This is a genomic window from Streptomyces winkii (assembly GCF_032248595.1).
In the GTDB taxonomy this organism is placed as follows: Bacteria; Actinomycetota; Actinomycetes; order Streptomycetales; family Streptomycetaceae; genus Streptomyces; species Streptomyces winkii.
Genome location: NZ_JASTTH010000001.1, coordinates 510,880 through 534,712, shown reverse-complemented (window position 1 = coordinate 534,712; position 23,833 = coordinate 510,880). Strand labels below are relative to the sequence as shown.

General features: G+C 70.4%; 23 protein-coding genes and 1 pseudogene. 11 read left to right on the top strand and 13 right to left on the bottom strand.

The annotated features are described in order from the left end of the window. Window positions 1-73: 73 nt before the first annotated feature. Window positions 74-1,720 carry an N-acyl-D-amino-acid deacylase family protein gene (locus QQM67_RS02490; protein WP_314171841.1) on the top strand — a complete coding sequence of 549 codons (1,647 nt, stop codon included), beginning with the start codon at window positions 74-76 and terminating at the stop codon, window positions 1,718-1,720. 464 nt (window positions 1,721-2,184) lie between these two features. Further along, window positions 2,185-3,021 carry a hypothetical protein gene (locus QQM67_RS02485; protein WP_314171840.1) on the top strand — a complete coding sequence of 279 codons (837 nt, stop codon included), beginning with the start codon at window positions 2,185-2,187 and terminating at the stop codon, window positions 3,019-3,021. A gap of 109 nt (window positions 3,022-3,130) precedes the next feature. Here QQM67_RS02485 and trhA read toward each other — a convergent pair whose 3' ends face one another. Further along, on the bottom strand, window positions 3,131-3,727 hold the full coding sequence (gene trhA, locus QQM67_RS02480) for a PAQR family membrane homeostasis protein TrhA (RefSeq protein WP_314172223.1): 597 nt from the start codon (window positions 3,725-3,727) through the stop codon (window positions 3,131-3,133). 502 nt (window positions 3,728-4,229) lie between these two features. Between trhA and QQM67_RS02475 the strand changes: the two genes are divergently transcribed. After that, window positions 4,230-6,068 carry a phosphoenolpyruvate carboxykinase (GTP) gene (locus tag QQM67_RS02475; RefSeq protein ID WP_314171839.1) on the top strand — a complete coding sequence of 613 codons (1,839 nt, stop codon included), beginning with the start codon at window positions 4,230-4,232 and terminating at the stop codon, window positions 6,066-6,068. A 122-nt stretch (window positions 6,069-6,190) separates the two neighbouring features. On the opposite strand, the gene QQM67_RS02470 is transcribed toward QQM67_RS02475, so the two are convergent. From QQM67_RS02470 to QQM67_RS02455, 4 genes are all read right to left on the bottom strand, one after another. Beyond that, window positions 6,191-6,598, bottom strand: coding sequence for an SCO4983 family protein (locus tag QQM67_RS02470; protein ID WP_314171838.1), 408 nt, complete (start codon window positions 6,596-6,598; stop codon window positions 6,191-6,193). A gap of 249 nt (window positions 6,599-6,847) precedes the next feature. Then, a complete protein-coding gene (locus tag QQM67_RS02465; RefSeq protein ID WP_314171837.1) occupies window positions 6,848-8,059 on the bottom strand; it encodes a pyridoxal phosphate-dependent aminotransferase in 1,212 nt (403 codons plus the stop codon). Window positions 8,060-8,152: 93 nt separating this feature from the next. After that, window positions 8,153-10,189 (bottom strand): thioredoxin domain-containing protein, encoded by a 2,037-nt coding sequence (locus tag QQM67_RS02460; RefSeq protein WP_314171836.1) that lies wholly within the window; start codon window positions 10,187-10,189, stop codon window positions 8,153-8,155. Window positions 10,190-10,301: 112 nt separating this feature from the next. Further along, window positions 10,302-11,474, bottom strand: coding sequence for a hypothetical protein (locus QQM67_RS02455; protein WP_314172222.1), 1,173 nt, complete (start codon window positions 11,472-11,474; stop codon window positions 10,302-10,304). A gap of 120 nt (window positions 11,475-11,594) precedes the next feature. Here QQM67_RS02455 and QQM67_RS02450 point away from each other — a divergent pair, with 120 nt between their 5' ends. Then, window positions 11,595-12,761, top strand: coding sequence for a cystathionine gamma-synthase (locus tag QQM67_RS02450; RefSeq protein ID WP_314171835.1), 1,167 nt, complete (start codon window positions 11,595-11,597; stop codon window positions 12,759-12,761). 128 nt (window positions 12,762-12,889) lie between these two features. On the opposite strand, the gene QQM67_RS02445 is transcribed toward QQM67_RS02450, so the two are convergent. From QQM67_RS02445 to QQM67_RS02435, 3 genes and pseudogenes are all read right to left on the bottom strand, one after another. Then, window positions 12,890-13,138, bottom strand: coding sequence for a hypothetical protein (locus tag QQM67_RS02445; RefSeq protein WP_314171834.1), 249 nt, complete (start codon window positions 13,136-13,138; stop codon window positions 12,890-12,892). A gap of 230 nt (window positions 13,139-13,368) precedes the next feature. Then, window positions 13,369-13,815, bottom strand: a pseudogene (locus QQM67_RS02440) (sigma factor-like helix-turn-helix DNA-binding protein); the annotation flags it as partial. Between the two features lie 46 nt (window positions 13,816-13,861). Next, entirely contained in the window at window positions 13,862-14,461 is a 600-nt protein-coding gene (locus QQM67_RS02435) for a MarR family transcriptional regulator (protein ID WP_399064934.1), read from the bottom strand. Between the two features lie 157 nt (window positions 14,462-14,618). On the opposite strand from QQM67_RS02435, the gene ilvA reads away from it, so the two are divergent. From ilvA to QQM67_RS02420, 3 genes are all read left to right on the top strand, one after another. Then, on the top strand, window positions 14,619-15,863 hold the full coding sequence (ilvA, locus tag QQM67_RS02430) for a threonine ammonia-lyase (RefSeq protein WP_314171833.1): 1,245 nt from the start codon (window positions 14,619-14,621) through the stop codon (window positions 15,861-15,863). 294 nt (window positions 15,864-16,157) lie between these two features. Continuing rightward, entirely contained in the window at window positions 16,158-17,222 is a 1,065-nt protein-coding gene (locus tag QQM67_RS02425) for an ATP-binding cassette domain-containing protein (RefSeq protein WP_314171832.1), read from the top strand. Next, window positions 17,219-18,085, top strand: coding sequence for an ABC transporter permease (locus QQM67_RS02420; protein ID WP_314171831.1), 867 nt, complete (start codon window positions 17,219-17,221; stop codon window positions 18,083-18,085). Before QQM67_RS02425 ends, QQM67_RS02420 begins: the two co-directional genes overlap by 4 nt. 153 nt (window positions 18,086-18,238) lie before the next feature. On the opposite strand, the gene greA is transcribed toward QQM67_RS02420, so the two are convergent. Both greA and QQM67_RS02410 read right to left on the bottom strand, forming a co-directional pair. After that, complete coding sequence (gene greA / locus QQM67_RS02415; protein ID WP_314171830.1) at window positions 18,239-18,736, bottom strand: transcription elongation factor GreA; 498 nt, start codon at window positions 18,734-18,736, stop codon at window positions 18,239-18,241. Window positions 18,737-18,867: 131 nt separating this feature from the next. After that, the gene (locus tag QQM67_RS02410; protein ID WP_314171829.1) at window positions 18,868-19,329 is read right to left on the bottom strand and encodes a DUF4307 domain-containing protein; all 462 of its coding nucleotides are present in this window, start codon (window positions 19,327-19,329) and stop codon (window positions 18,868-18,870) included. Window positions 19,330-19,442: 113 nt separating this feature from the next. On the opposite strand from QQM67_RS02410, the gene mca reads away from it, so the two are divergent. The 4 genes from mca to QQM67_RS02390 are packed head-to-tail and all read left to right on the top strand — an operon-like array spanning window position 19,443 to window position 22,453. Continuing rightward, window positions 19,443-20,312: a mycothiol conjugate amidase Mca gene (mca, locus tag QQM67_RS02405; protein WP_314171828.1), complete on the top strand. Its 870-nt coding sequence runs from the start codon at window positions 19,443-19,445 to the stop codon at window positions 20,310-20,312. A 4-nt stretch (window positions 20,313-20,316) separates the two neighbouring features. After that, window positions 20,317-20,610 carry a hypothetical protein gene (locus tag QQM67_RS02400; protein WP_314171827.1) on the top strand — a complete coding sequence of 98 codons (294 nt, stop codon included), beginning with the start codon at window positions 20,317-20,319 and terminating at the stop codon, window positions 20,608-20,610. Window positions 20,611-20,647: 37 nt separating this feature from the next. Continuing rightward, window positions 20,648-21,316: a peptide-methionine (S)-S-oxide reductase MsrA gene (gene msrA / locus QQM67_RS02395; protein WP_314171826.1), complete on the top strand. Its 669-nt coding sequence runs from the start codon at window positions 20,648-20,650 to the stop codon at window positions 21,314-21,316. Between the two features lie 45 nt (window positions 21,317-21,361). Further along, window positions 21,362-22,453 (top strand): DUF4037 domain-containing protein, encoded by a 1,092-nt coding sequence (locus QQM67_RS02390; protein ID WP_314171825.1) that lies wholly within the window; start codon window positions 21,362-21,364, stop codon window positions 22,451-22,453. A 105-nt stretch (window positions 22,454-22,558) separates the two neighbouring features. Here the strand turns inward: QQM67_RS02390 and QQM67_RS02385 are convergent, their stop codons facing one another. The 3 genes from QQM67_RS02385 to QQM67_RS02375 all read right to left on the bottom strand — a co-directional run bounded on the left by QQM67_RS02385 (window position 22,559) and on the right by QQM67_RS02375 (window position 23,756). Next, entirely contained in the window at window positions 22,559-23,044 is a 486-nt protein-coding gene (locus tag QQM67_RS02385; protein ID WP_314171824.1) for a hypothetical protein, read from the bottom strand. 25 nt (window positions 23,045-23,069) lie between these two features. Beyond that, complete coding sequence (locus tag QQM67_RS02380; protein WP_314171823.1) at window positions 23,070-23,417, bottom strand: GntR family transcriptional regulator; 348 nt, start codon at window positions 23,415-23,417, stop codon at window positions 23,070-23,072. A 117-nt stretch (window positions 23,418-23,534) separates the two neighbouring features. After that, a complete protein-coding gene (locus QQM67_RS02375; protein ID WP_314171822.1) occupies window positions 23,535-23,756 on the bottom strand; it encodes a hypothetical protein in 222 nt (73 codons plus the stop codon). Between the last annotated feature and the right edge of the window lie 77 nt (window positions 23,757-23,833).

Genomic DNA, 23,833 nt, shown 5'->3' with positions numbered 1-23,833 from the left:
CTCCTGACGAGTTTCTGACCGGCGCAGCCTTCTGACGGGCGGCGGCCCGCACCCACCCGGAAGGGACGACCTGATGGATCTGCTCATCCGCAACGCGGACGTCGTCGACGGCTCCGGGACGTCGGAGCCGTACCGCGCGGACGTCGCGGTCGAGGACGGCCGCATCACCGCCGTCACGCCCGAGTCGGCGGGCCGCGGCGCCCGCCCCGCCGGAGCCCGCCGGACGCTCGACGCCACGGGCCTCGCCCTCGCACCCGGCTTCATCGACATGCACGCCCACTCCGACCTGGCCCTCCTCCGCGACCCGGACCACTCGGCCAAGGCCGCGCAGGGCGTCACCCTCGAAGTCGTCGGCCAGGACGGCCTGTCCTACGCGCCCGTCGACGACCGCACCCTCGCCGAGGTGCGCAGGGCCATCACCGGCTGGAACGGCAGCGCGCCCGGAGACAGTTCCCCTGATGCCCTCGACTTCGACTGGCGCACCGTCGGCGAGTACCTGGACCGCATCGACCGCCAGGGCACCGCCGTCAACGCCGCCTACCTCGTACCGCAGGGCAGCGTCCGCATGCTCGTGATCGGCTGGGACGACCGGCCCGCGACGCGCGCCGAGACCGAGGCGATGTGCCGCGTGGTCGCCGAGGGCCTGGAGCAGGGCGCGGTCGGCATGTCCTCCGGGCTGACCTACACGCCCGGCATGTACGCCTCCGACGCCGAACTCACCGAACTCTGCCGCACAGTGGCCGCGTACGGCGGCTACTACTGCCCGCACCACCGCTCCTACGGACGGGGCGCCCTGGAGGCGTACGAGGAGATGATCGCGCTCACGCGCGAGGCGGGCTGCGCTCTCCATCTCGCCCACGCCACCATGAACTTCGGCGTCAACAAGGGCCGCGCGCCCGAGCTGACGGCCCTGCTCGACCGCGCGATCGCGGCCGGCGCCGACATCACCTTCGACACCTATCCGTACACCGCGGGCTGCACGACTCTCGTGGCGATGCTGCCGAGTTGGGCGAGCGCGGGCGGCCCAGAGGCGATCCTCGAACGCCTCTCGGACGAGGAGTCCTGCCGCCGCATCCGCCACGTCATGGAGGCCGAGGGCTCGGACGGCTGCCACGGCGTCCCGATCGACTGGGACACCATCGAGATCTCCGGCGTCTCCGACCCCGCGCTGGCCGCCCATGTCGGCAGGACGGTCGCGCAGTCGGCGGCGGAGAACGGAGAGGAGCCCTTCACCGCCGCACGACGCCTGCTCGTCGAGGACAGGCTCGGCACGACGATCCTCCAGCACGTGGGCCACGAGGAGAACGTGCGGCACATGATGCGCCACCCCGTCCACACCGGCGGCAGCGACGGCATCCTCCAGGGCGACAAGCCGCACCCGCGCGCGTACGGCACCTTCCCGCAGTATCTCGGGCGCTACGTACGGGAGTTGGGCGTGCTCTCCCTCCCGGAGTGCGTCGCCCGTCTCACCTCGCGTCCCGCGGCCCGCCTCCGCCTCCCCGACCGCGGCCTCGTCCGCGAGGGCTACCGCGCGGACCTCGTCCTCTTCGACCCGGCCACGGTCGCGCCCGGCGCCACGTACGACGATCCGCGCGTGCTGCCCACCGGCATCCCGCACGTGCTGATCGACGGCCGCTCCGTCATCGAGGACGGCCGCCGCACCGACGTCCTCGCGGGACGCTCGGTCCGCCGCACCGAGGCCCCCTCTCCGCGGCACTGAAGGCCTGCCGCCGAGGAGGCTTTTCCGGTGGCCGGGGGCGCACCGGCGCGGCGCACGAGGGGAGCGCGAGACACGCGGAAGGCGCACATAAAAGTGTCTATTCCAGAATTTTGAAGTATTTCCTGTGCCGACTCTTCTGATTTCCGGGAAAGGGCAATCTTCCCCCAGCGGGGAAAGGAAATCGCCCGCCCAGAGGGTGATTTGCCTCCGAGCCGCCTCCGGTCCTCAGGTGTTGCCCAGCGCCGTGACCGGCCTGTGAACACCACCCGGGCTGCCAAGACGATCAGGACGAATCACAGGAAGAAGCCACCGGCATGAGGAACACACTTCGACGCAGCAGTCTGAGCGCCGCCATCGGTCTCGGACTGTTTCTGGCAGTTTTGCCCGCGTCACCGGCCCACGCCACAACCGTCGTCCCCTGTAACGACATCGGGGCTCTCCGAGACGCCATCGATCTGGCCAACGTGACAGGCGAATCCATCGTCCTGGCATCCGGCTGCACCTACACCCTGAACGACACCGACAACGACTCGGACGGGCTCCCCGAGATCACCGGCAACGTCCAGATCTCCTCCCAGGGCTCGAGCACCATCCGGCGCTCACCCGCCGCCGCCGATGAGTTCCGCATCTTCCACGTCAAGGGTTCGGGGAGCCTCACCCTCAACCGGCTGACCGTCTCCGGCGGACGGGCCAATCAGGCCGTCACGGACGGCACCTTCGGCGGCGGCATCTACAACCAAGGGGGCACACTCACGCTCAACAGCACCACCGTCACCGGCAACGAGGCCAACAGGGGCGGTGGCGTCTACAACTCGGGGACCCTGACGATGCAGTTCGGAGCGCTCCGGCTCAACAAGTCCACGGGTCAATTCGGAGGGGGTCTCAACAACCAGAGCAGTGCGACCCTCAACTCCGCCGCCGTCGAGGACAACACGAGCGTCACGGACAGCGGCGGTATCGAGAACTGCGGCGCCGCCACACTTCGCCTCAACTCCTCCACACTCACGGGCAACAAAGCCGGCGGGAGCGGCGGGGGCATGTACCACTGCGGCGTCACGGCCAGGTTCGTCTCCAGCCAGGTGAGCGGCAACACCGCTGCCAGCAGCGGTGGCGGCATCTTCGCCGGAGCCGGCGGCGTGACGCTCACATCGAGCCAGGTCACCGGCAACTCCCCCGACAACTGCGCTCCCCCAGGGGCTGTCGCCGGCTGCACCAACCCCGTCAGCGCCTTCGCGCGGAACGCATCGGAGTCCGCCGGCGGATCTCAGCGTCACCGCGCCACAGAGACGACAACCCACTAGTCCGTGAGTCCGATATCGCGAAGACCTCCGCTGCGCTGGAGGCCGGCTCCGTCCCGCCGCCGCAGCGGAGGTCTTCGCATCTCCGCAACCCGGCGAGGGCCGGCGAGGGCTACGCGTGCTGGTAGGCGACCAGCGAGATCCCCACGTAGTGGACGGCGAAGGCCGCGAGCGTGAACGAGTGGAACACCTCGTGGAACCCGAACCAACGAGGCGACGGGTTCGGCCGCTTGATGCCGTAGACGACGCCCCCGGCGCTGTACAGCAGGCCGCCGACGATCACGCACACGAGCACCGCGATGCCGCCCTCGCGCAGGAAGTCGGGCAGATAGAAGACCGCCGCCCACCCCATCGCGATGTAGCAGGGCGTGTAGAGCCAGCGGGGTGCGCCGACCCAGAACACCCGGAAGCCGATGCCGAAAACGGCCCCCGCCCACACGCCCCACAGCAGCGGCGAACCGGAACCGTCCGGCAGCAGCAGGATCGTCAGCGGCGTATACGTGCCCGCGATGATCAGGAAGATGTTCGCGTGGTCGAGCCGCCGCAGTACGGCGTTGGCCCGCGGCCCCCACTCGCCGCGGTGGTACAGGGCGCTCACGCCGAAGAGCAGACACGCAGTCAGGGTGTAGACGGCGCAGGCGATACGGCCGCGGGTGCTGTCGGCGAGCGCGGTGAGAAATATCCCGGCCGCGAGCACCGCGGGGAACATCCCGGCGTGCAGCCAGCCGCGCAGCCGCGGCTTGATCAGGGCGGGGAACGCGGCGGCGCCCCTGGACGCGGCCGAACTGACCGCCGCCGCGGCCGACTCCAGGGATGCGGCGGCGGAGCTGCCGGCGCGGTCGGTCTTCCCGGTTCCGTCCGCGCCGAGTTCGGAGTCCGCGCTCTTCGCGGACTCGTGCGGACGAGGCGCGTCAGTCATACGGCCCATCGTAGCTACGGGGGCGTAACTACAGGCACGCTCTTCCGGGTCTTAACCCGCTCATCGGAGTGGTGATGGACACATCCTTTCCATCTGGACAGGCAGCCGATAGCCTCACATGCTCAGAGGAGCAAGGGTGACACCGGATGAGCGAGCCGCGCAGACGCACCAGCCCAGCACCACCACGAACGCATCCGGGTCGCGGCCCCCAAGGGGCGAGTTGAAGCACGAAGACAAAAAATGCGGATACCAGTGCAGTTATCCGCCCGAACCCTCAACGTCTGGAGAGATCGTGGCGCGCAGTTCTGCGGCTCCCGCCATCAACCCCGTTCCCACCCGCCACCAGGAGCTCGTCTCCTGGGTCGAGGAAATCGCCGCTCTCACAGAACCGGACCGGATCGTCTGGTGCAACGGCTCCGAGTCGGAGTACGAGCGCCTGTGCGAAGAGCTCGTCCAGAAGGGCACGTTCACCAAGCTCGATCCGGTGAAACGGCCGCACTCCTACTACGCCGCCTCCGACCCCAGCGACGTCGCACGCGTCGAGGACCGCACGTTCATCTGCTCCGAGAAGGAAGAGGACGCCGGTCCCACCAACCACTGGAAGGCCCCCGGCGAGATGCGGGCCGTCTTCCAGGGCGAGAACGGGGAAGGGGGGATCTTCCGCGGCTCCATGCGCGGCCGCACCATGTACGTCGTCCCCTTCTGCATGGGCCCCCTCGGCTCCCCGCTCTCCGCACTGGGCGTCGAGATCACCGACTCCGCGTACGTCGCCGTCTCGATGCGCACCATGACGCGCATGGGGCAGCAGGTCCTCGACGAGCTCGGTGAGGACGGCTTCTTCGTCAAGGCCGTCCACAGCGTCGGCGCACCGCTGGAGCCCGGCGAGCAGGACGTGCCCTGGCCGTGCAACAGCACCAAGTACATCTCCCACTTCCCCGAGAGCCGCGAGATCTGGTCCTACGGATCGGGTTACGGCGGCAACGCCCTGCTCGGCAAGAAGTGCTACGCGCTGCGCATCGCCTCCGTCATGGCGCGCGACGAGGGCTGGCTCGCCGAGCACATGCTCGTACTGAAGCTGACGCCGCCGCGCGGGGAGTCCAAGTACGTTGCCGCCGCCTTCCCTTCGGCCTGCGGCAAGACCAACCTGGCGATGCTCGAACCCACCATCAAGGGCTGGACCGTCGAGACCATCGGCGACGACATCGCGTGGATGCGCTTCGGCGAGGACGGGCGGCTGTACGCCATCAACCCCGAGGCCGGCTTCTTCGGCGTCGCGCCCGGCACCGGCGAGCACACCAACGCCAACGCCATGAAGACCCTCTGGGGCAACTCGGTCTTCACCAACGTCGCCCTCACCGACGACGGCGACGTGTGGTGGGAGGGCATGACCGAGGAGACGCCCGCACACCTCACCGACTGGAAGGGCAACGACTGGACTCCCGAGTCCGGGACTCCGGCCGCCCACCCCAACGCCCGCTTCACCACACCGGCCGGGCAGTGCCCGATCATCGCGCCGGAGTGGGAGGACCCGCGGGGCGTGCCCATCTCCGCGATCCTCTTCGGCGGGCGGCGCGCGTCGGCCGTACCGCTCGTGACGGAGTCCTTCAGCTGGCAGCACGGGGTCTTCCTCGGCGCGAACGTCGCCAGCGAGAAGACGGCGGCCGCCGAGGGCAAGGTCGGCGAGCTGCGGCGCGACCCGTTCGCGATGCTGCCCTTCTGCGGCTACAACATGGGCGACTACTTCGCGCACTGGGTCAACGTCGGCAAGAACGCCGACCAGGCCAAGCTGCCGAAGATCTACTACGTCAACTGGTTCAAGAAGGACCAGGACGGCAAGTTCGTCTGGCCCGGCTTCGGCGAGAACAGCCGCGTCCTGAAGTGGATCGTGGAGCGGCTCAACGGCGACGCGGAGGGCGTCGAGACGCCCATCGGCGTCCTGCCGACGAAGGAGTCGCTGGACCGGGACGGGCTCGGACTGTCGGACGCGGAGCTCGACTTCGTGCTCCAGGTCGACAAGGAGGTCTGGCGCGACGAGGCCTCCCTCGTCCCCGAGCACCTCAACACCTTCGGCGACCACACGCCGAAGGAGCTCTGGGACGAATACCGCGCCCTGGTCGACCGCTTGGGCTGACCTGACCGCCCTCAGGGCGTGCTCGGACTCTCCCGTCGCCCCTCGTGGGTTCGCATCGCGCGGACCCGCGAGGGGCGCCGTCGTGCGGTCGCGCCCGGGCCCCGCCCGCGTCGGCGCGCCTCTCAGGCCGCGGTGAGTCCGAGTGCCGACGCGTGGAAGTCGCGGCACTGGCTCGCCAGAACGAGGGCCGGTTCGTCGTCCCGGTACGTGGCGATCACGACCGCGTGCCCCGCGAGAGTGTGGGCCCGGTGGTGCAGCGAGTCGAGATGCGCGGAGTCGGCGACGGGGGTGGACGGGGCCGCACGCTGAGGGGACGCGCCGTTGCGGAGCCGGGTGACCTGGTCGGCCAACTCCTCCGCCGCCTCGTCCAGTTCGGCGGACGGGGTGAGGGCGCGCAGCTCGTCCGTCACCGTGAGCAGCGCCGTGAGGTGACCCGCCAGCCGGATGTCCAGCTCCTCTTCGCGCGAGCGGTGGGGAAAGTCGGACTCGGCCATGGCATGTACCGACTTGCTGCGGATCGGTTCGTACATGGTCGGCCTCCTGCGTGACGTCGCCTGGATGCCAGCCTAACTTAGACTCCGTCTAAAGTTGAGCCGTGTACATTTCACGGCCCGACGACAAGTGGCCCGCCGCGGCGCGGCCGCGGATCCGGGCAGGCGCAGCGAGCAGCTGGCAACTGGCGGGGCACGGCAGAACAGGGCCAGGGCAATGGCAAGGCACAGCAGGACAGGGAGAGATGACGGGCCACTCCGGGGGCGCCACGGTCGCGCCCCGCGAGATCACGGCTGGCTGTAGCCCTCGAGGAAGGCGCCGATGCGGGTCACCGCGTCCTCCAGTTCCTTCGCCGGCGGCAGGTTGACGATGCGGAAGTGGTCGGGGTCCGGCCAGTTGAACCCGGTGCCGTGGACGATCATGATCTGCTCGGCGCGCAGCAGATCGAGGACCATCTCCCGGTCGTCCTTGATCTTGTGGACCTTCGGGTCGAGCCGCGGGAACGCGTAGATCGCGCCCTTCGGCTTCACACACGTCACACCGGGGATCTGCGTGAGCAGATCGTGCACCTTGTCGCGCTGCTCCAGAAGCCGGCCGCCCGGCAGCACCAGGTCCTTGATCGACTGCCGCCCGCCCAGCGCGGCCGCCACCACGTGCTGCCCCGGCATGTTCGCGCACAGGCGCATGTTGGCGAGGATCGTCAGGCCCTCGATGTAGCTCTGCGCATGGTCCTTCGGGCCGCACACGGCCATCCAGCCGCTGCGGTACCCGGCCACCCGGTACGCCTTGGACAGGCCGTTGAAGGTGACGGTCAGCAGGTCCGGCGCGACGACGGTGGTCGGGGTGTGGGTGGCGCCGTCGTAGAGGATCTTGTCGTAGATCTCGTCGGAGTAGACGATCAGGCCGTGACGCCGCGCGATGTCCGTGAGGCCGCGCAGGATCTCCTCGTCGTAGACGGCGCCGGTGGGGTTGTTCGGGTTGATGACGACGAGCGCCTTGGTGCGGTCGGTGACCTTGCGCTCGACGTCGGCCAGATCCGGCATCCAGTCGGACTGCTCGTCGCAGCGGTAGTGCACGGCCTTGCCTCCGGAGAGGGAGACCGAGGCCGTCCACAGCGGGTAGTCGGGGGCCGGGACGAGGACCTCGTCGCCGTCGTCGAGCAGCGCCTGCATCGACATCTGGATCAGCTCGGAGACGCCGTTGCCGAGGTAGATGTCCTCGACGGAGAGCTCGATGCCCTGCGTCTGGTAGTGCTGCATCACCGCGCGGCGGGCCGAGAGGAGCCCCTTCGCGTCGCCGTAGCCGTGGGCCTCGCCGACGTTGCGGATCATGTCCTCGAGGATCTCCGGCGGGCACTCGAAGCCGAAGGGCGCCGGGTTGCCGGTGTTGAGCTTGAGGATGCGGTGGCCTGCCGCCTCAAGCCGCATCGCCTCCTCCAGGACCGGGCCCCGGATCTCGTAACAGACGTTTGCGAGCTTCGTCGACTGGATCACCTGCATTCCGCCACCCTACGGGCTGACCTGGTGCGCGGCCACGTGTTATTTGCCACCCGGCGTACGGCCCGGAAGCCGCTCTCCGCCCGTGCTCACGCCTCAGGTCCGCAGTGAGCGCTCCAGTACCTCCGGGTCGGCCGTCGGTGCGTCGCACGTGAAGTTGCGGCACACGTACGCCGTGGGGTTCCCGTCCAGCAGGGGACGGTCCCGCAGCAGCGGCACGTCCAGCGCCGCCTCCGAACCCGGTTCGCCCAGCGCGACCACCGCGCCGGGCGCCGTCGCGAGCAGCGCCGTACGGTGCAGCGTGCCCGTGCCGGGGTCGGTGTGCGGGCCGACCACCGCGACCTCGCGGGGGCCGTCGAGTGCGGCCTCCGCCGCGGCGAGACCCCAGCCGATGAAGCGCGGAGCCCGCGGCGCGAGGGCGCGCACGATGCCGAGGGCCCGCTCGGCTGCCTCGCGATGGCGGGAGCTGCCGGTGTAGGCGGCGTACGAGAGAAGGGCGTGCGCGGCGGCCGTCCAGCCCGACGGCGTCGAGCTGTCGGTCGGGTCCTGCGGGCGGCGGATGAGGGCCTCGGCGTCGTCGGCGGTGTCGTAGAGCGTGCCGTCGGCATCGGTGAAGTGGCCCAGCACGGTGTCCAGGAGTACGCCGGCCTTGTCGAGCCAACCGGCCTCTCCCGTAACGGAGTAGAGGCTGAGCAGGCCCTCGGCCACGTCCGCGTAGTCCTCCAGGACGCCGGCGCTGGGGCCGGCCGTGCCGTCGCGCGAGGTGCGCACGAGGCGGCCGTCGCCGTTCATGTGCACGTCGGCCAGCAGACGCGCGGCGGCGGACGCGGCCTCGACCAGGTCGGGACGTTCGAAGTACGCGCCGGTCTCGGCGAGGGCGGCGACCGCGAGCCCGTTCCAGGCGGCGACGACCTTGTCGTCACGGGCGGGGCGCGGCCGCTGCTCACGGGCGCGCAGCAGCCTCTCCCGTACGGACGCCAGCCGGCTCGCGTCGGAGAGGTGCGCGCCGTCGCGGAGCTGGAGTACGGAGGCGCCCTCCTCGAACGTGCCCTCCTCCGTGACGCCGAAGTACCCGGCCGCCCACTCCCCGTCCCGCTCGCCGAGGACCTCGGTCAGCTGGGCCGGAGTCCACACGTAGTAGGCGCCTTCGCGGTGCCCGCCGTCGCCGTCGCCGCTGTCGGCGTCGAGCGCCGACGCGAACCCGCCCTGGGACGTGCCGAGTTCGCGCACCATGAAGTCCGCGGTCTCCAGGGCGACCCGGCGGGCCAGGTCCGAGCCGGTGGTGCGCCAGGCGTGCGCGTACACGCGGCACAGGAGGGCGTTGTCGTAGAGCATCTTCTCGAAGTGCGGGACGACCCAGCCGGCGTCCACGGAGTAGCGGGCGAAGCCTCCGCCGAGCTGGTCGTAGATGCCGCCGCGGGCCATCGCCTCGCAGGTGGCCTGGACCATCTCGAGCGCGCCGCCGGAGCCCGTACGGGCGTGGTGGCGCAGCAGGAACTCCAGCGCCATCGACGGCGGGAACTTCGGCGCTCCGCCGAACCCGCCCCGCTCCGCGTCGAATTCGCGCGTCAGCTCCAGCAGCGCGGTGGCCGGCTCCTCCGGGCCGGGCGGCTGCGGCTGCTCGTAGTGGATGCCGCGCGCGGCGAGGTCCCGCACGATCCGGCCCGCCACGTCGGCGACCTCCTCGCGCCTGTCGGACCAGGCGGTGGCGACGCCCTCCAGCACCTGCCGGAAGGAGGGCATGCCGTGGCGGGGCGCGGGCGGGAAGTACGTGCCGAAGTAGAAGGGCTCGGCGGAGGGCGTGAGGAAGACGGTCATCGGCCATCCGCCCTGCCCGGTGGCCGCCTGCACGGCCTCCATGTAGACGGCGTCGACGTCGGGACGCTCCTCGCGGTCGACCTTGACGGAGACGAAGTGCGAGTTGAGGTACTCGGCGGTGGCGTCGTCCTCGAAGCTCTCGTGCGCCATGACGTGGCACCAGTGGCAGCTCGCGTATCCGACGCTGAGGAGCACCGGCACGCCCCGCCTGCGCGCCTCCTCGAAGGCGGCCTCCGACCAGGGCCACCAGTCGACCGGGTTCCCGGCGTGCTGGAGGAGGTACGGGCTCGTCTCGTCCGCGAGTCGGTTCGCCATCCCTCCATCGTGCCTGACGTGCTGCCGGACGCGGCTCCCGGTGCCTGCCGCGCGGCCGGGGTCGCGGCATGGGTCGCTGCTCGGGTCGCTGCTCGGGTCGCGGCCCGTGCCGTCAGATCTGGGCCCGGTCCCCGCCCGTCGCCTCCCAGCCCGAGACCGCCAGCGCGCGGTACGCCGTGTAGTGCGCGGCCGGGTCGCCCGAGTCGGCCCACGGCATCGCGCCGACATAGCCGTCGACGACGCGCAGCGCCTCCATCGCCTCGCCGTACCGCTCCGCCCGTACGAGGAAGCAGATCAGGAGATGCAGGACGTGCGGACGCACGGGATGGTCGCCCTCGACCTGGTCGACCGCGTACTCGGCGGCCTCCACGGCCTTCTCGATCTCCTCGCTCTGGTAGAGGCCGCGCACGACGTTGACCTCCGGCAGATGCTCGTACACGGCGAAGAGCGGAAGCGCCGGCAGCAGCGTGCCCTCGGGCGCGTGGGCCGCGGCGGTCTGTGCGAAGGCGTCGGCCTCCGCGCGCGAGCCGCTGCCCTTCTCGGACCAGTACGGCAGCGCGGCCAGATGTGCGCCCATGTGGTTCGGCGCCTTGCGCCGCAGCGTCGCCCACAGCTCCTCGAAGTCGGCGCGCCGGTAAGAGAGATGGCGCGCGATGAAGAGTTCCGTTATGTGCGGCGTGGGGTCGTCGGGGGCGAGCCGGGCCGCCTCCTCGCAGACCGTACGGGCCTCTTCGAGGATGATGCGGTGGTCCGGGGAGGAGGTGTCGGAGACGGCCTGCCAGACCAGGAACTGCGCGTAGACCTGGGCGCCGCCCGCGTCGCCGGGCTGCTGCGTACGCCACTCGCGCAGCCAGCTCGCGTCCCGCAGGCCCGGCTCCTTGCTGAAGGAGACGGCGGCGCCGGAGCCGTCCTTGCCGCGGGCCGGCGACTCGGGGGCGCCGAGCGCGCGCGCCTGCGCCAGCTCCATCGCCGCCGCGCCCGCCATCGACTGCACGCGCTGCCAGCGCAGCTCCCACTCGTCCCCGGTCAGGGCCAGCAGCCGGGCGACGGGCTGCCAGTCCTGGGTCCGCTGGGTCTCCTCCAGCGCCTCGGTGAACTCGTGGTCGGGGCCCGGCAGTCGTACGTCGAGCTGCTCTGTCGGCACGAAGCCGTAGCCGGTGCCCGGCTCTATGGCGCGGGCGACTCCCTGCGCGCCCTGGAGGCGCTGCCGCCGCCGGCGCATGGCGGGCGCGACGAGGACGCCGAAGACGGCGGTGAGTGCGATCAGCACGAGCAGGGCTTCCATGGCTGCTGTCTCCCCGTTGGTACGCGTGCGGGACATGGTGCGGACGTGACGGGCGTAATCGTGCGGGGCGGTTCGCCCGAGCCGCTCCGACTACACCGTACGGCGGATTACCCTCGCCCCATGAGCGACCAGCGCGACAGCGGGCACACGCCCCACAGCTTCGAGACCCTCGCGATCCACGCGGGGCAGACCGCCGACCCCGCCACGGGGGCGGTGGTACCGCCGATCTACCAGGTGTCCACGTACAAGCAGGACGGCGTCGGGGGCCTGCGCGGCGGTTACGAGTACAGCCGTTCCGCGAACCCGACCCGCACGGCACTCGAGCAGAACCTCGCCGCCCTGGAGGGCGGCCGCAACGCCTTCGCGTTCGCCTCCGGCATGGCCGCCGAGGACTGCCTGCTGCGGACCCTGCTCGTCCCGGGCGACCACGTGGTGATCCCGAACGACGCCTACGGCGGCACCTTCCGCCTCTTCGCGCGGGTCGCGGAACGCTGGGGCGTGGAGTGGTCGGTGGCCGACACGTCCGACCCGGGGGCGGTCCGGGCCGCGCTGCGCGACCGTACGAAGGCGGTGTGGGTGGAGACGCCGTCCAATCCGCTGCTCGGCATCAGCGACATCGCCGTCCTCGCCGAGATCGCGCACGGCGCGGGCGCACGGCTGGTCGTGGACAACACCTTCGCGAGCCCGTATCTCCAGCAGCCGCTCGCCCTCGGCGCGGACGTCGTCGTGCACTCGACGACGAAGTACATGGGCGGCCACTCGGACGTCGTGGGCGGCGCCCTCGTACTGGACGAGGCCGAACTGGCCGCGGAGATCGCCTTCCACCAGAACGCGATGGGCGGAGTGTCGGGCCCGTTCGACTCCTGGCTGGTCATGCGGGGCACGAAGACGCTGGCCGTACGGATGGAGCGGCACAGCTCGAACGCCTCCCGCGTGGCCGAGATGCTCCAGGCGCACCCGGCGGTGACGCAGGTCTACTACCCCGGCCTGCCCTCGCACCCCGGGCACGAGACGGCGGCGAAGCAGATGCGCGCCTTCGGCGGGATGGTCTCCTTCCGGGTGGCCGGCGGCGAGGAGGCGGCCGTGCGGGTGTGCGACCGCGCGCGGCTGTTCACGCTCGGGGAGTCGCTGGGCGGCGTCGAGTCGCTCATCGAGCACCCGGCACGCATGACGCACGCGTCGGCGGCGGGCTCGGCGCTGGAGGTGCCGGCGGATCTGGTGCGGCTCTCCGTGGGGATCGAGTCGGTGGAGGACCTGCTGGCGGACCTGCGGCAGGCGCTGGACTGACACCGCGCGGACGTCAGAGACGCACGAACGTGCCGCCCCTCCCTGCCAGTTGCCTGCCAGTTGCCTGCCAGTTGCCTGTTGCCAGTTGCCTGTTGCCAGTTGCCAGTTGCCAGTTGCCTGCCGGGCTCCTACCAGCCGAGGGGCGGCGTCGTCTGCACGGACGGTCCGGCCCAGGGCTCGGTGATTGCCGCCCAGACGGCGAAGGCGACGGCCGCGGCGAAGAACGCCCAGAGCAGCAGCGCCGCGGTGCGCCGCCGGTGCGCCGTGCGCAGCCCGCGCACCAGGGCGCGTTCGGCGAGGTCGGGGGGCACGGGAGCGGGCGGCACGGACTCCAGCAGGCCGCGCACCTCGCTCTCCTTGCGGTCGGGCAGTCTCACGTGGCCCCCTTCGGCTCGCGTCCCGCGCCGTCGCGCTGCGGGACGGCGCGTGCCGTAGTGGCTTGCCGTGCGGCCGCCGCTCCCCGGTGGCGCAGGCCGCCGCGGAGGCGGGAGGCGAAGTGGGCCGCCGCCCCGAGCGCCGTCCCGGACGCCCCGGCGGGTGCCGCGTCCGAGGTGGTTCCGCGCCCTGGCCTGCCGCCGCTCGGCCTGCCGTCCGTGCTGCCGCCCGTCTTGCCGTCCGCCTCGCGGCTGAGAACGGCCGCCATTCCGCGCGTGCACAGCGCCCGCACCCGCTCGACCGGAAGCCCGAGCGAGGCGGCGACCTGTTCCTCCGCCACCCCTTCGTACAGCCGCAGCACCAGCATCAGCCGCTCCTGGGGCGGCAGCCGGTCCAGCAGGCCGCCGCGCGGGCGCCGGTAGCGCCGGGCGGTGTGCGCGAAGTGGGCGGCGAGATCCTGCCGCGTGTGCTCGTACGGGTCCTCGCCGCGCAGGCGGTCCCAGTCCGCGTACGTACGCGACAGGGCGCCGACAAGCAGGTCCTCCGCGGCCGGAGCGGCGCCGAAGGGTTCGGCGGTCAGCAGCGTGGCGGCATGCAGCAGTCTGCCTGCCGCGCCCGCGACGAACGCCTCGAACTCCCGGGCCCGGCGGCGTTCTTCTCGCGCCCGCCGCTCTCCCACGTTGCGCCTCCCGTACGGCAATAGGACGGCAGGCGCGGTGATCAAATCAAGAGGCCGGTACTTCCGGAGTGTCCGTAGAGGGGTGAATGCTCTGCATCGCGCTGTTGAAGCGGGTCAGAAGCCGGCAGAACGTCTCGCGGTCCTCCTCGCTCCACTCCTCCGTCAGCACCGCCATCAGCTCGCGCCGCGAGGAGCGCACCTGCCCGAGCCGGGCCGTCCCGTGCGCGGACAGCTTCAGGACGACGGCACGGCCGTCCTCGGGGTGCGTGGTGCGAGTGACCAGCCCGGCCTCGACGAGCGGCGCGACCTGCCGGGTGACGGTCGAGGAGTCGATCCCCATTCCGGAAGCGAGCGCCTTGACGCCCATCGGGCCGACCTGGTCGAGCCTGTTGAGCAGCAGGTAAGCGGCACGGTCCATGGAATTGCGCGCCTGGCCTATCCCGCCCAGCCGGGTCTGCTCGGCCCGGCGCGCGAAGACGGCGACCTGGTGCTGCATCGCGTCGAGAACACGGCCTTCGGGGCTCTCCGGGCTTCCGTCGCGCTCGGCGCGTACGGAGCCGTCCTGTTCCGCCTCATGCCCGGCGCGGGCCTGCTCCGGGGCCTGGTCTGAGCTGTTCATCGTCATCATGTCCGTTTGCGTGGGCATGCCGGGTGCTCGCTTCTTCGGGGAAGTCCAAGGGACACGGAAAAGACCTGATTGTGCCGCCCAGAGTACTTGGCGACCACGCGACCCGTACCGCCGCTGCGCGAACCGCCCCGAACCACCCGGCGCTTCCCGCCTCGCCGACTGCGACACTGACGCCATGGTCTCCCCTGCCTCCGACGGCTCAGCCGTAACCGCGTCCGTCACCGTCGACGACGTGCGTGCCGCACAGAAGACGCTCACCGGAGTGGCCCGTACGACGTCGATGGAAGGCAGCCGTCACCTCAGCTCCCTCGTCGGCTCTCCCGTCCACCTCAAGTGCGAGAACCTCCAGCGCACCGGCTCGTTCAAGCTGCGCGGGGCGTACGTGCGCATCGCGGGGCTCACCCCGGGGGAGCGCGAGCGCGGCGTCGTCGCCGCGAGCGCGGGCAACCACGCCCAGGGGGTCGCGCTGGCGGCCTCGCTGCTGGGGGTGGCCTCGACGGTGTTCATGCCGGAGGGCGCCCCGCTGCCCAAGGTGGCCGCGACCCGCGACTACGGCGCCGAGGTGAGGCTGCGCGGTCAGGTCGTCGACGAGACGCTGCGGGCGGCGCAGGAGTACGCGCAAGAGACGGGCGCCGTCTTCATCCACCCCTTCGACCACCCCGACGTGGTGGCCGGACAGGGCACGCTCGGGCTGGAGATCCTGGAGCAGTGCCCCGAGGTGCGCACGATCGTGGTGGGCGTCGGAGGCGGCGGTCTGATCGCGGGCATCGCGGTCGCGGTCAAGGAGCTGCGGCCGGACGTACGGATCGTCGGCGTGCAGGCGGAGGGGGCGGCGGCGTATCCGCCGTCGCTCGCGGCCGGGAAGCCGGTGGTGCTGGACTCGGTCGCGACGATGGCCGACGGGATCAAGGTGGGCCGGCCCGGCGACGTGCCGTTCAAAATCGTTGGCGACCTGGTCGACGAGGTCCGTACGGTGTCCGAAGACGCCCTCTCCAGCGCGCTGCTGCTCTGCCTGGAACGGGCGAAGATGGTGGTGGAGCCGGCGGGGGCGAGCCCGGTGGCCGCCCTCCTCTCGCGGCCGGAGTCGGTCGAGGGGCCCGTCGTCGCGGTGCTTTCGGGAGGCAACGTCGATCCGCTGGTGCTCCAGCAGACGCTGCGGCACGGCATGGCCGCCGCGGGCCGCTATCTGTCGCTGAGGCTGCGCCTGACGGACCGGCCGGGGGCTCTGGCGGCGCTGCTGAAGGAGTTGTCAGTGGCGGACGCTAACGTCCTCGACGTGAGCCATGTACGGACCGATCCGCGGCTCGGGCTCGACGAGGTGGAGGTGGAGCTGCACTTGGAGACCAAGGGACCCGAGCACTGCACCGAGGTCGCGGCGAAGCTGCGCACGGCCGGATACACAGTGGTTCTGACCCGCTGACGCCACCGGCGGAACGGAGACAAGGGGGGAGAGACAGAGGGGGGAGAGAACCGGGGAAGCCGAACGAGGCGGACGGGCAGGTACGTTCACCGCTCCGGCGCCCGGCACCACGGCCCGCGTTTCACACCGCGCACTCGCGACTATCGCGAGTTATCGCAATCGGTTGACGCGATGTATCGCGTTCACTCATACTGCTTGCCTACCGGCTTGCAGAACGTCCGTTACTTCCGGATGCCGGACATGTCCGGCCTGCTCTACATTCACCGTTACTTCTCCATAACTGGGAGCCCACTTATGCCAGGCGCCATTTACGCCGAGGGTCTCGTGAAGACCTTCGGCGAGGTAAGGGCACTGGACGGCGTCGACCTCGATGTCCCCGAGGGCACTGTGCTGGGTCTGCTCGGGCCCAACGGCGCCGGCAAGACCACTGCCGTGCGGGTGCTCACCACCCTCATCCAGCCCGACAGCGGCAAGGCTGTCGTGGCGGGGCTCGACGTCCTCAAGCAGCCCAACGAGGTGCGGCGTTCGATCGGCCTGTCCGGCCAGTTCGCCGCCATCGACGAGTATCTGACCGGCAGGGAGAACCTCCGTATGGTCGGGCAGCTCTATCAGCTCTCCGCGCGCGACGCGAAGAAGAGGGCCGGCGAGCTGCTGGAGCGCTTCAACCTCGCGGACGCCGCCGACCGTACGGCCAAGACGTACTCGGGCGGCATGCGCCGGCGTCTCGACCTCGCGGCGGCCCTCGTCGTCCGTCCTCCGGTGATGTTCATGGACGAGCCGACCACGGGCCTCGACCCGCGGAACCGGCTTCAACTGTGGGAGGTCATCGAGGAGTTGGTCGCCGGAGGCACCACCCTCCTGCTCACCACGCAGTATCTGGAGGAGGCCGACCGCCTCGCCCACGACATCGCCGTGGTCGACCACGGCAAGATCATCGCCCGCGGCACGTCCGACCAGCTCAAGGCCCAGATGGGCGGCGAGCGCATCGAGGTCGTCGTGCACGACCGCGACGAGATCGCCACGGCGGAGACCATCCTCGCCAAGCACCGCCTGCCGGGCACCGGCCCGGACGGCGTCACCGTCGAACAGCACACCCGCAGGCTCACCGTCCCCGTCACCGGCGGCGCGAAGCTGCTCGCCGAAGTCATCCGCGAACTGGACGGCCGGGGCGTCGAGATCGACGACATCGGCCTGCGCCGCCCCACCCTCGACGACGTCTTCATCACGCTCACCGGCCACGCGGCCGAGGAGCGCGACGAGAACGGCGGCAAGGCGGACGCCGGCGACGGCACGGCGGACAAGAAGCAGAAGCGCAAGGACAGGAAGCAGCAGAAGCAGCAGAAGGAGGCCGTCAAGTGACTGCCACTACCGCGGCACCGACGGCTCCCACCCCGGCGGCTTCGGCCGGAGGCGGCCTCCGTCAGTCCGTACGCGACTCGCTCACGGTCGCCAAGCGCAACCTCATCCGGATGCTGCGCATCCCCGAGGTCGTCGTCTTCGGGCTCTTCCAGCCCATCATGTTCGTGGTGCTCTTCAGCTACGTCTTCGGCGGCTCCATCAACCTCCCGGGAGCCGGCCTGGACCCGGGCCTGTACCGCGAGTTCCTGATGGCCGGCATCTTCGCCCAGACCGTCACGTTCGCCACGGCGGGAGCGGGCGCCGGGATCGCCGAGGACATGCACAAGGGCCTCATCGACCGGTTCCGTTCGCTGCCGATGGCCCGCGGCGCGGTGCTCACGGGCCGTACGCTCGCCGACCTCGTGCAGACGGGGCTCACGCTGATAGTGCTGGCGCTCGTCGCGCTGCTCGTCGGCTGGCGCACCCATGAGAACGGGCTGAGGGTGCTCGCCGGTTTCGGCCTGCTGCTGCTCCTCGGGTACGCGTTCACGTGGATCGGCGCGCTGATCGGTCTGACCGTCCGCACACCCGAGGCGGCCACCTCCGGCGGGCTGATCTGGCTCTTCCCCCTGACGTTCATCTCGAACGCCTTCGTCCCCTCGCAGAACATGCCGACGGTGCTGCGGCACTTCGCCGAGTGGAACCCGTTCAGCGCCACGGTGCAGGCCTGCCGCGAGCTGTTCGGCAACCTCCCGCCGAACTACCCGGTGCCCGAGGCGTGGCCGATGCAGCACCCGGGCTGGGCCTCGCTGATCTGGTCGATCCTGATCATCGCGTTCTTCCGCACCCTGGCGGTGCGCAAGTACAAGTCCGCGACGGGCTGACGCCTTCCGGCGCGTTGCGCAGCATGGGCCCCGGCCGCTCCGGCCGGGGCCCATTCGTCTCTGCCTCCACTGCTGTGTCCGGCACTGCGGTATCCGGTTCCGGGACGCGTACGGACGGCCGGTGGAAGGCCGGCCCTCGCGGCGTCCCGCGCGTCAGCCCTGGTACGGCTTCGCCTCCAGGATCTTCACCGACGCCAGCTTGCCGTTGGGCAGTTCGTACTCGGCGTCCGTACCGACCTTCTTGCCGTTCACGCCGCTGCCCAGCGGGGACTGCGGCGAGTACGTCTCGATCTCCGAGCTCGCGTACTCCCTCGACGCGAGCAGGAAGGTCACCGTGTCGTCCTCGTCGCCGTCGAAGGCGATCGTGACGACCATGCCCGGCGCCACCACTCCGGTGTCCGCGGGAGCCTCGCCGACCTTGGCGTTCTCCAGCAGCTGTTCGAGCTGCCGCACACGCAGCTCCTGCTTGCCCTGCTCCTCCTTGGCCGCGTGGTACCCGCCGTTCTCGCGGAGGTCACCCTCTTCGCGAGCTGCCTCGATCTTCTTCGAGATCTCGGTACGTGCAGGACCCGACAGGTACTCCAGCTCGGCCTTGAGCTGGTCGTACGCCTCCTGGGTGAGCCAGGTGACGTTGTCGCTGGTCTGGGTCACAGGTGCTCCTCGTCGGTACTGGGAATAAAAACATCGCCCTGCCCAGGGGCTGCGCCTTCAGGGTGGGGCGGAAACTACGAGCCTAACAATTCAGGTGGAAAAGGGAAGAAGGCCGAACGCTGCGTACGGTCTCAGTGACCTTCGGTTTCCCGCGGTTCGCAGCCCAGCAGTTCCGCGCTCGTCGCGCGCCTCGTGGTCCGCAGGGAGGCCACGGTGTCGACCCGCTCGGCGCCGCGCGCGACGGGCACGTCCTTCCGCGCGACCTCGCCTCCGTCGGCCGCCCGTGCACGCAGTGTGCAGACGCCCTGGGCGTCCGCGTCCTTGCGGACCTCGAGGTGCACTTCCACCGTACGACTGGAGACGACCTTGAACTTGATCACCTGCCCGCTCACGGGCTGCCCGCCGATGTAGTCGACTCCGAACCAGGCGACCCCCGCGAGCCCCAGCACACCGAGCACAGCCCCGACGATCTTCAGTCTCCGGTCGCTGCGCGCGTCGCCGCCGAGGCCCGAGCGCGCCCCGTAACGCCCCTCGGGCGGGCCGCCGGCAGCGGGAGCGTGCCGCACGTCGTCCACGGATCGCGCGTCAGCCATGGCCGGGTCCACTTTCATCGCATCGAGGGGGCGGAGGAATAGGGAATACATCGGGATGCCGATTCGGTCACTATAGGTGTCGCCCCGCCATGACGAGTTACGAGGACCGAGTCTTGACTGAGCAGCTGCGACTGATGGCCGTCCACGCGCATCCCGACGACGAGTCGAGCAAGGGTGCGGCCACGATGGCCAAGTACGTATCCGAGGGGGTGGACGTGCTGGTCGCGACCTGCACAGGGGGCGAGCGGGGCTCGATCCTCAACCCCAAACTCCAGGGCGACCCGTACATCGAGGAGCACATCCACGAGGTCCGCAAGAAGGAGATGGACGAGGCCCGGGAGATCCTCGGCGTCAAGCAGGCCTGGCTCGGCTTCGTCGACTCAGGGCTGCCCGAGGGGGATCCGCTGCCGCCGCTGCCGGAGGGCTGCTTCGCCCTCCAGGACGTGGACGTCGCCGCGGGCGCCCTCGTGCGCCTGATCCGGGAGTTCAAGCCGCACGTGATGACGACGTACGACGAGAACGGCGGCTACCCGCACCCCGACCACATCATGACCCACAAGATCTCGATGGCGGCCTTCGATGCGGCGGGCGACCCGGAGAGGTATCCGGAGGCCGGGCCGGTGTGGCAGCCGCGGAAGATCTACTACAACCAGGGCTTCAACCGCCCGCGCACCGAGGCCCTGCACAAGGGGCTGCTGGACCGCGGGCTGGACTCCCCCTACGGAGAGTGGCTGGAGCGGTGGAAGTCGATGGGCCGCGAGCGCACGATCACCACGTACGTGCCGTGCGGCGACTTCTTCGAGATCCGCGACAAGGCGCTCATCGCCCACGCCACGCAGATCGATCCCGACGGCGGCTGGTTCCGCGTCCCGCTGGAGTTCCAGCGGGAGGTCTGGCCGACGGAGGAGTACGAGCTCGCGAAGTCCCTTGTGGATACCTCCGTACCCGAGGACGACCTCTTCGCCGGCATCCGCGACAATTGAAGACATGACCCTGACGAGTCCGGCCCAGACGGCCGTCGCCCAGGTCCTTCCGCTGGCGAAGGACCTGGATGAGAACAAGGTGACGCCCGGCGTTCTCGGCTTCATCGTCTTCGCCGTGATGGGCGTCGTGGTGTGGATGCTCATGAAGTCGATGAACCGGCACATGCAGAAGGTCGACTTCGAGGAGGCCCCGCCGGGCGGCCCTCGCGACGGCGGCGGCGCCTCGGGCTCCGCCTCCCCCGCCGCCTCCCCGTCAGCGGGGCACCGGGACGGGAAGAGTCCCGGGCCGGGCGCCTGACCGGCACGACACGCATACGTACGACGGGAGTTCAGCCATGCTGTTCGGCAGCCACAAGAATCGCCTCCCGACCGCGGACGAGGCCCTTCCGGGCCGCCCCGAGCGCCAATTCAGCGTTCCCGAGCGGCACACCGTCCTCGGCAGCCCACTGCTCGGCCCCTACCCGGAGGGCCTTGAAGTGGCGGACTTCGCCATGGGCTGCTTCTGGGGAGCCGAGCGGATCTTCTGGCGCGCCGAAGGCGTCTGGACGACCCTCGTCGGCTACCAGGGCGGCGTCACTCCCAACCCGACGTACGAAGAGGTCTGCTCCGGCATGACGGGGCACACGGAGACGGTGCGCGTGGTCTACGACCCCGCGCGGATCTCCTACGACTCCCTCCTCAAGCTCTTCTGGGAGTCCCACAACCCCACGCAGGGCTTCCGCCAGGGCAACGACACGGGCACCCAGTACCGCTCGGCGATCTTCACGCACGGCCCCGGCCGGCAGGCCGCGGCGGAGGCCTCGCGCGACGCGTACCAGAAGGTCCTCACCTCGGCGGGCCACGCCACGATCACCACGGAGATCCTCCCCGCCGAACCCCGCCCCTTCTACCCGGCGGAGGGCTATCACCAGCAGTACCTGGACAAGAACCCGGCGGGGTACTGCGGGATCGGGGGGACGGGCGTGAGCTGCCCGGTGGGGGTCGCGCCAAGGCCCCAGGACTGATACCCGGTGGCCCTCGGGAGCTGAACTCGGCAGGCTGATCGCACCATGACTGCCGCTGAGTTCATCCCGGGTCTTGAGTTGTCACGGGTCTTCTACGAGGACGCGGTGCGACCGATCCTCGACAGCGAGTACCCGGGACTCCGGTACGCGGCCGCACGCGTCGGCGCTGGATCCGAAGTGCTCGGCTTCGACACGGCGCGGTCGGCGGACCACGAGTGGGGTCCGCGACTGGATCTGTTCCTGGTGCCGGAGGACATCGCCCACGGGTCTGACCTGCGCCGGCTCCTGTCAGACCGGTTGCCCAAGCAAGTGCGGGGGTGGCCGACACACTTCAGCCACGACGACCCGAGCGACCCTGTCGGTCACATGGCGACCACCGACGGCCCGGTCAACCACCGCGTCTCAGTGGCGGACGTCGGCGGGTGGCTGAACACTCAGCTCGGCATCGACGGCGAGACTGCCGAACCCACCATCCGCACGTGGCTGGCGATGCCGCAGCAGAAGCTCGCCGAAGTCACCGGCGGCGCGGTGTTCCACGAGGGACCGGGCGCATTGAGCGCAGCACGGCGGCGGCTGGCCTGGTATCCCGATCAGGTGTGGCGGTATCTGCTGGCCTGCCAGTGGCAGCGGATTTCCCAGGAAGAGGCGTTCGTCGGGCGCTGCGCGGAGGTTGGGGACGACATCGGGTCTTCGGTCGTCGCGGGGCGGCTGGTGCGCGACCTGATGCGGTTGTGCCTTCTCCTCCAGCGGCGATATACGCCGTACAGCAAGTGGCTTGGGAGCGCGTTCGGGCGCCTGCCGGCCGCGGGGGAACTGACGCCGTCGCTTCGGGGCGCGCTGACAGCGACGGAGTATCCCGCAAGGGAACGCCACCTGTGCGACGCGTACGAGATCGTGGCCAGGCTGCAGAACGAGACCGGGATCGCGGAACCCGTGGACCCGACGCGTCGGCCGTACCACAGCCGGCCGTTCCAGGTCCTGCACGCTGAGCGCTTCGCCGACGCCCTCTTCGACACTGTCGCTGAACCTGAGCTGCGGACCCTGCCCCTGTCCGGAAGTGTGGATCAATGGGCGGACAGCACCGACTTCCTCGCACACCAACGCCCCGTCCACGCTGCTGTCAACGCACTCCCGTGACGCGAGGACCGAGGTCGCGCCTTCCGAAGAGTGAGCCACGGTCCCTGACGAGATCATTCCGCGCTGTGCGGTGCGCCGGAGATGGCGCCGTTGGGCGCTCTCTCCTCAAGCAGACTTGGCCTCGTGGATCGCGGCGAGAGCCGCGCGGGCGTCCGGCACGGTGACGGTCACGGTTCGGCCGGTGCGCAAGGTCAGCCGCAAGGCCGGCCCGGAGCGGACCGTGCAATACGTACGGCGAGGGGTCCACCAGAACCCGAAGGCCACGTACCACGGGGGGAGATCGATCACCTCTGCGCGCTCGACCCTTTCGAGGCCGTAGGTGCAGCGCGGCCACCCGAGCGGCCCGAACCTGACCGAAATCCCGTTGGGACCCGCCGTCGTCCGGACGCTGGACCCGGTCAGCGCGTTCACGAGCCCCACGGCGGCCGCCACCAGCAGCGGTACCGCGAAGCCGCGCCAACTCTCGTTCGACGAACCCCCCATGACCAGGAGCGGCGCCATCGGCACGACGCTGAGAACCACCAGGGGCCAGTTCGTGACCCGTCCCGTGTAGATCGAGTACCGGCCCCGGCCGGTCAGTGCGGATGCCATCACCGGGCACCGTCCTCTCGGTAGGTCACGTCAACTTCTCGATGAGGCGGATCAATTCGCTGCGTCCGAGCCCGTGCCGGCGGGCAACGGCCACCAGCGCCTGAGCCGCCTCGGTGACCGGGGCGGGCTCCGTGGCAGCGGACGCGACCCGCGCCCCGCGGCCCCGGCGGAACTCCAGCAGGCCCTCGTCCCGCAGCTGCCGGTAGGCGGCAAGCACGGTGTTGCGGTCGACCGACAGGGCCTCCGCCAGCTCGGCCGCCGGAGGAAGCTGCTCGCCGACCGCCAGCTCCCCCGAAGCCACGTCCTGACGGACGCAACCGGCGATCTGGTGCTGAAGCAGCTCCCGCGACGAATGATCGATTACCCACCTCATGGTGCTAGCACTATTAGCACCATGAGGTCTCGGGTCAACCCCCCGGACCAGACCGGCGACAATCCCGCCTGGACAAGATCTGACCGGGTACGGCGTGTGGACGTCCGGGACACGACGTCAGAGCTTGTCCATTCCCGTGTACGGGCTGACGATCCGGGCCTGGAGAGAGCCGAAGTTGACAAGCATGGCGAGCCCCTCCTCGACGCCGATGATCGTGCCGAGGCCGTACCGGTCATGTGAGACGCGGTCTCCCAGCGCGAAGTCCTTGACCAACGGCTCGACCGGAGCTTTGAAGGGGCTTGTGGGCAGATGGCGCCGAGGCGCGGGTGGCTTCGTCATCGTGAGTTCAGTATGCGCCGCCCCAGCCCAAAGTGGTCAGGCGGGACAGCAGGGGAGGCGGGATTCGATGGCTGTTT

Bases quoted from the DNA above. Each gene is read 5' to 3' on its own strand.
- QQM67_RS02400 (WP_314171827.1), top strand. From the start codon at position 20,317: ATGACCCTGACGAGTCCGGCCCAGACGGCCGTCGCCCAGGTCCTTCCG.
- QQM67_RS02385 (WP_314171824.1), bottom strand. From the start codon at position 23,044: ATGGCATCCGCACTGACCGGCCGGGGCCGGTACTCGATCTACACGGGA.
- QQM67_RS02425 (WP_314171832.1), top strand. From the start codon at position 16,158: ATGCCAGGCGCCATTTACGCCGAGGGTCTCGTGAAGACCTTCGGCGAG.
- QQM67_RS02465 (WP_314171837.1), bottom strand. From the start codon at position 8,059: ATGCAGGTGATCCAGTCGACGAAGCTCGCAAACGTCTGTTACGAGATC.
- QQM67_RS02390 (WP_314171825.1), top strand. From the start codon at position 21,362: ATGACTGCCGCTGAGTTCATCCCGGGTCTTGAGTTGTCACGGGTCTTC.
- QQM67_RS02470 (WP_314171838.1), bottom strand. From the start codon at position 6,598: ATGTACGAACCGATCCGCAGCAAGTCGGTACATGCCATGGCCGAGTCC.
- QQM67_RS02410 (WP_314171829.1), bottom strand. From the start codon at position 19,329: ATGGCTGACGCGCGATCCGTGGACGACGTGCGGCACGCTCCCGCTGCC.
- QQM67_RS02375 (WP_314171822.1), bottom strand. From the start codon at position 23,756: ATGACGAAGCCACCCGCGCCTCGGCGCCATCTGCCCACAAGCCCCTTC.
- QQM67_RS02455 (WP_314172222.1), bottom strand. From the start codon at position 11,474: ATGGAAGCCCTGCTCGTGCTGATCGCACTCACCGCCGTCTTCGGCGTC.
- QQM67_RS02380 (WP_314171823.1), bottom strand. From the start codon at position 23,417: ATGAGGTGGGTAATCGATCATTCGTCGCGGGAGCTGCTTCAGCACCAG.
- ilvA (WP_314171833.1), top strand. From the start codon at position 14,619: ATGGTCTCCCCTGCCTCCGACGGCTCAGCCGTAACCGCGTCCGTCACC.
- msrA (WP_314171826.1), top strand. From the start codon at position 20,648: ATGCTGTTCGGCAGCCACAAGAATCGCCTCCCGACCGCGGACGAGGCC.
- QQM67_RS02450 (WP_314171835.1), top strand. From the start codon at position 11,595: ATGAGCGACCAGCGCGACAGCGGGCACACGCCCCACAGCTTCGAGACC.
- trhA (WP_314172223.1), bottom strand. From the start codon at position 3,727: ATGTTCCCCGCGGTGCTCGCGGCCGGGATATTTCTCACCGCGCTCGCC.
- QQM67_RS02490 (WP_314171841.1), top strand. From the start codon at position 74: ATGGATCTGCTCATCCGCAACGCGGACGTCGTCGACGGCTCCGGGACG.
- QQM67_RS02435 (WP_399064934.1), bottom strand. From the start codon at position 14,461: ATGCCCACGCAAACGGACATGATGACGATGAACAGCTCAGACCAGGCC.
- QQM67_RS02460 (WP_314171836.1), bottom strand. From the start codon at position 10,189: ATGGCGAACCGACTCGCGGACGAGACGAGCCCGTACCTCCTCCAGCAC.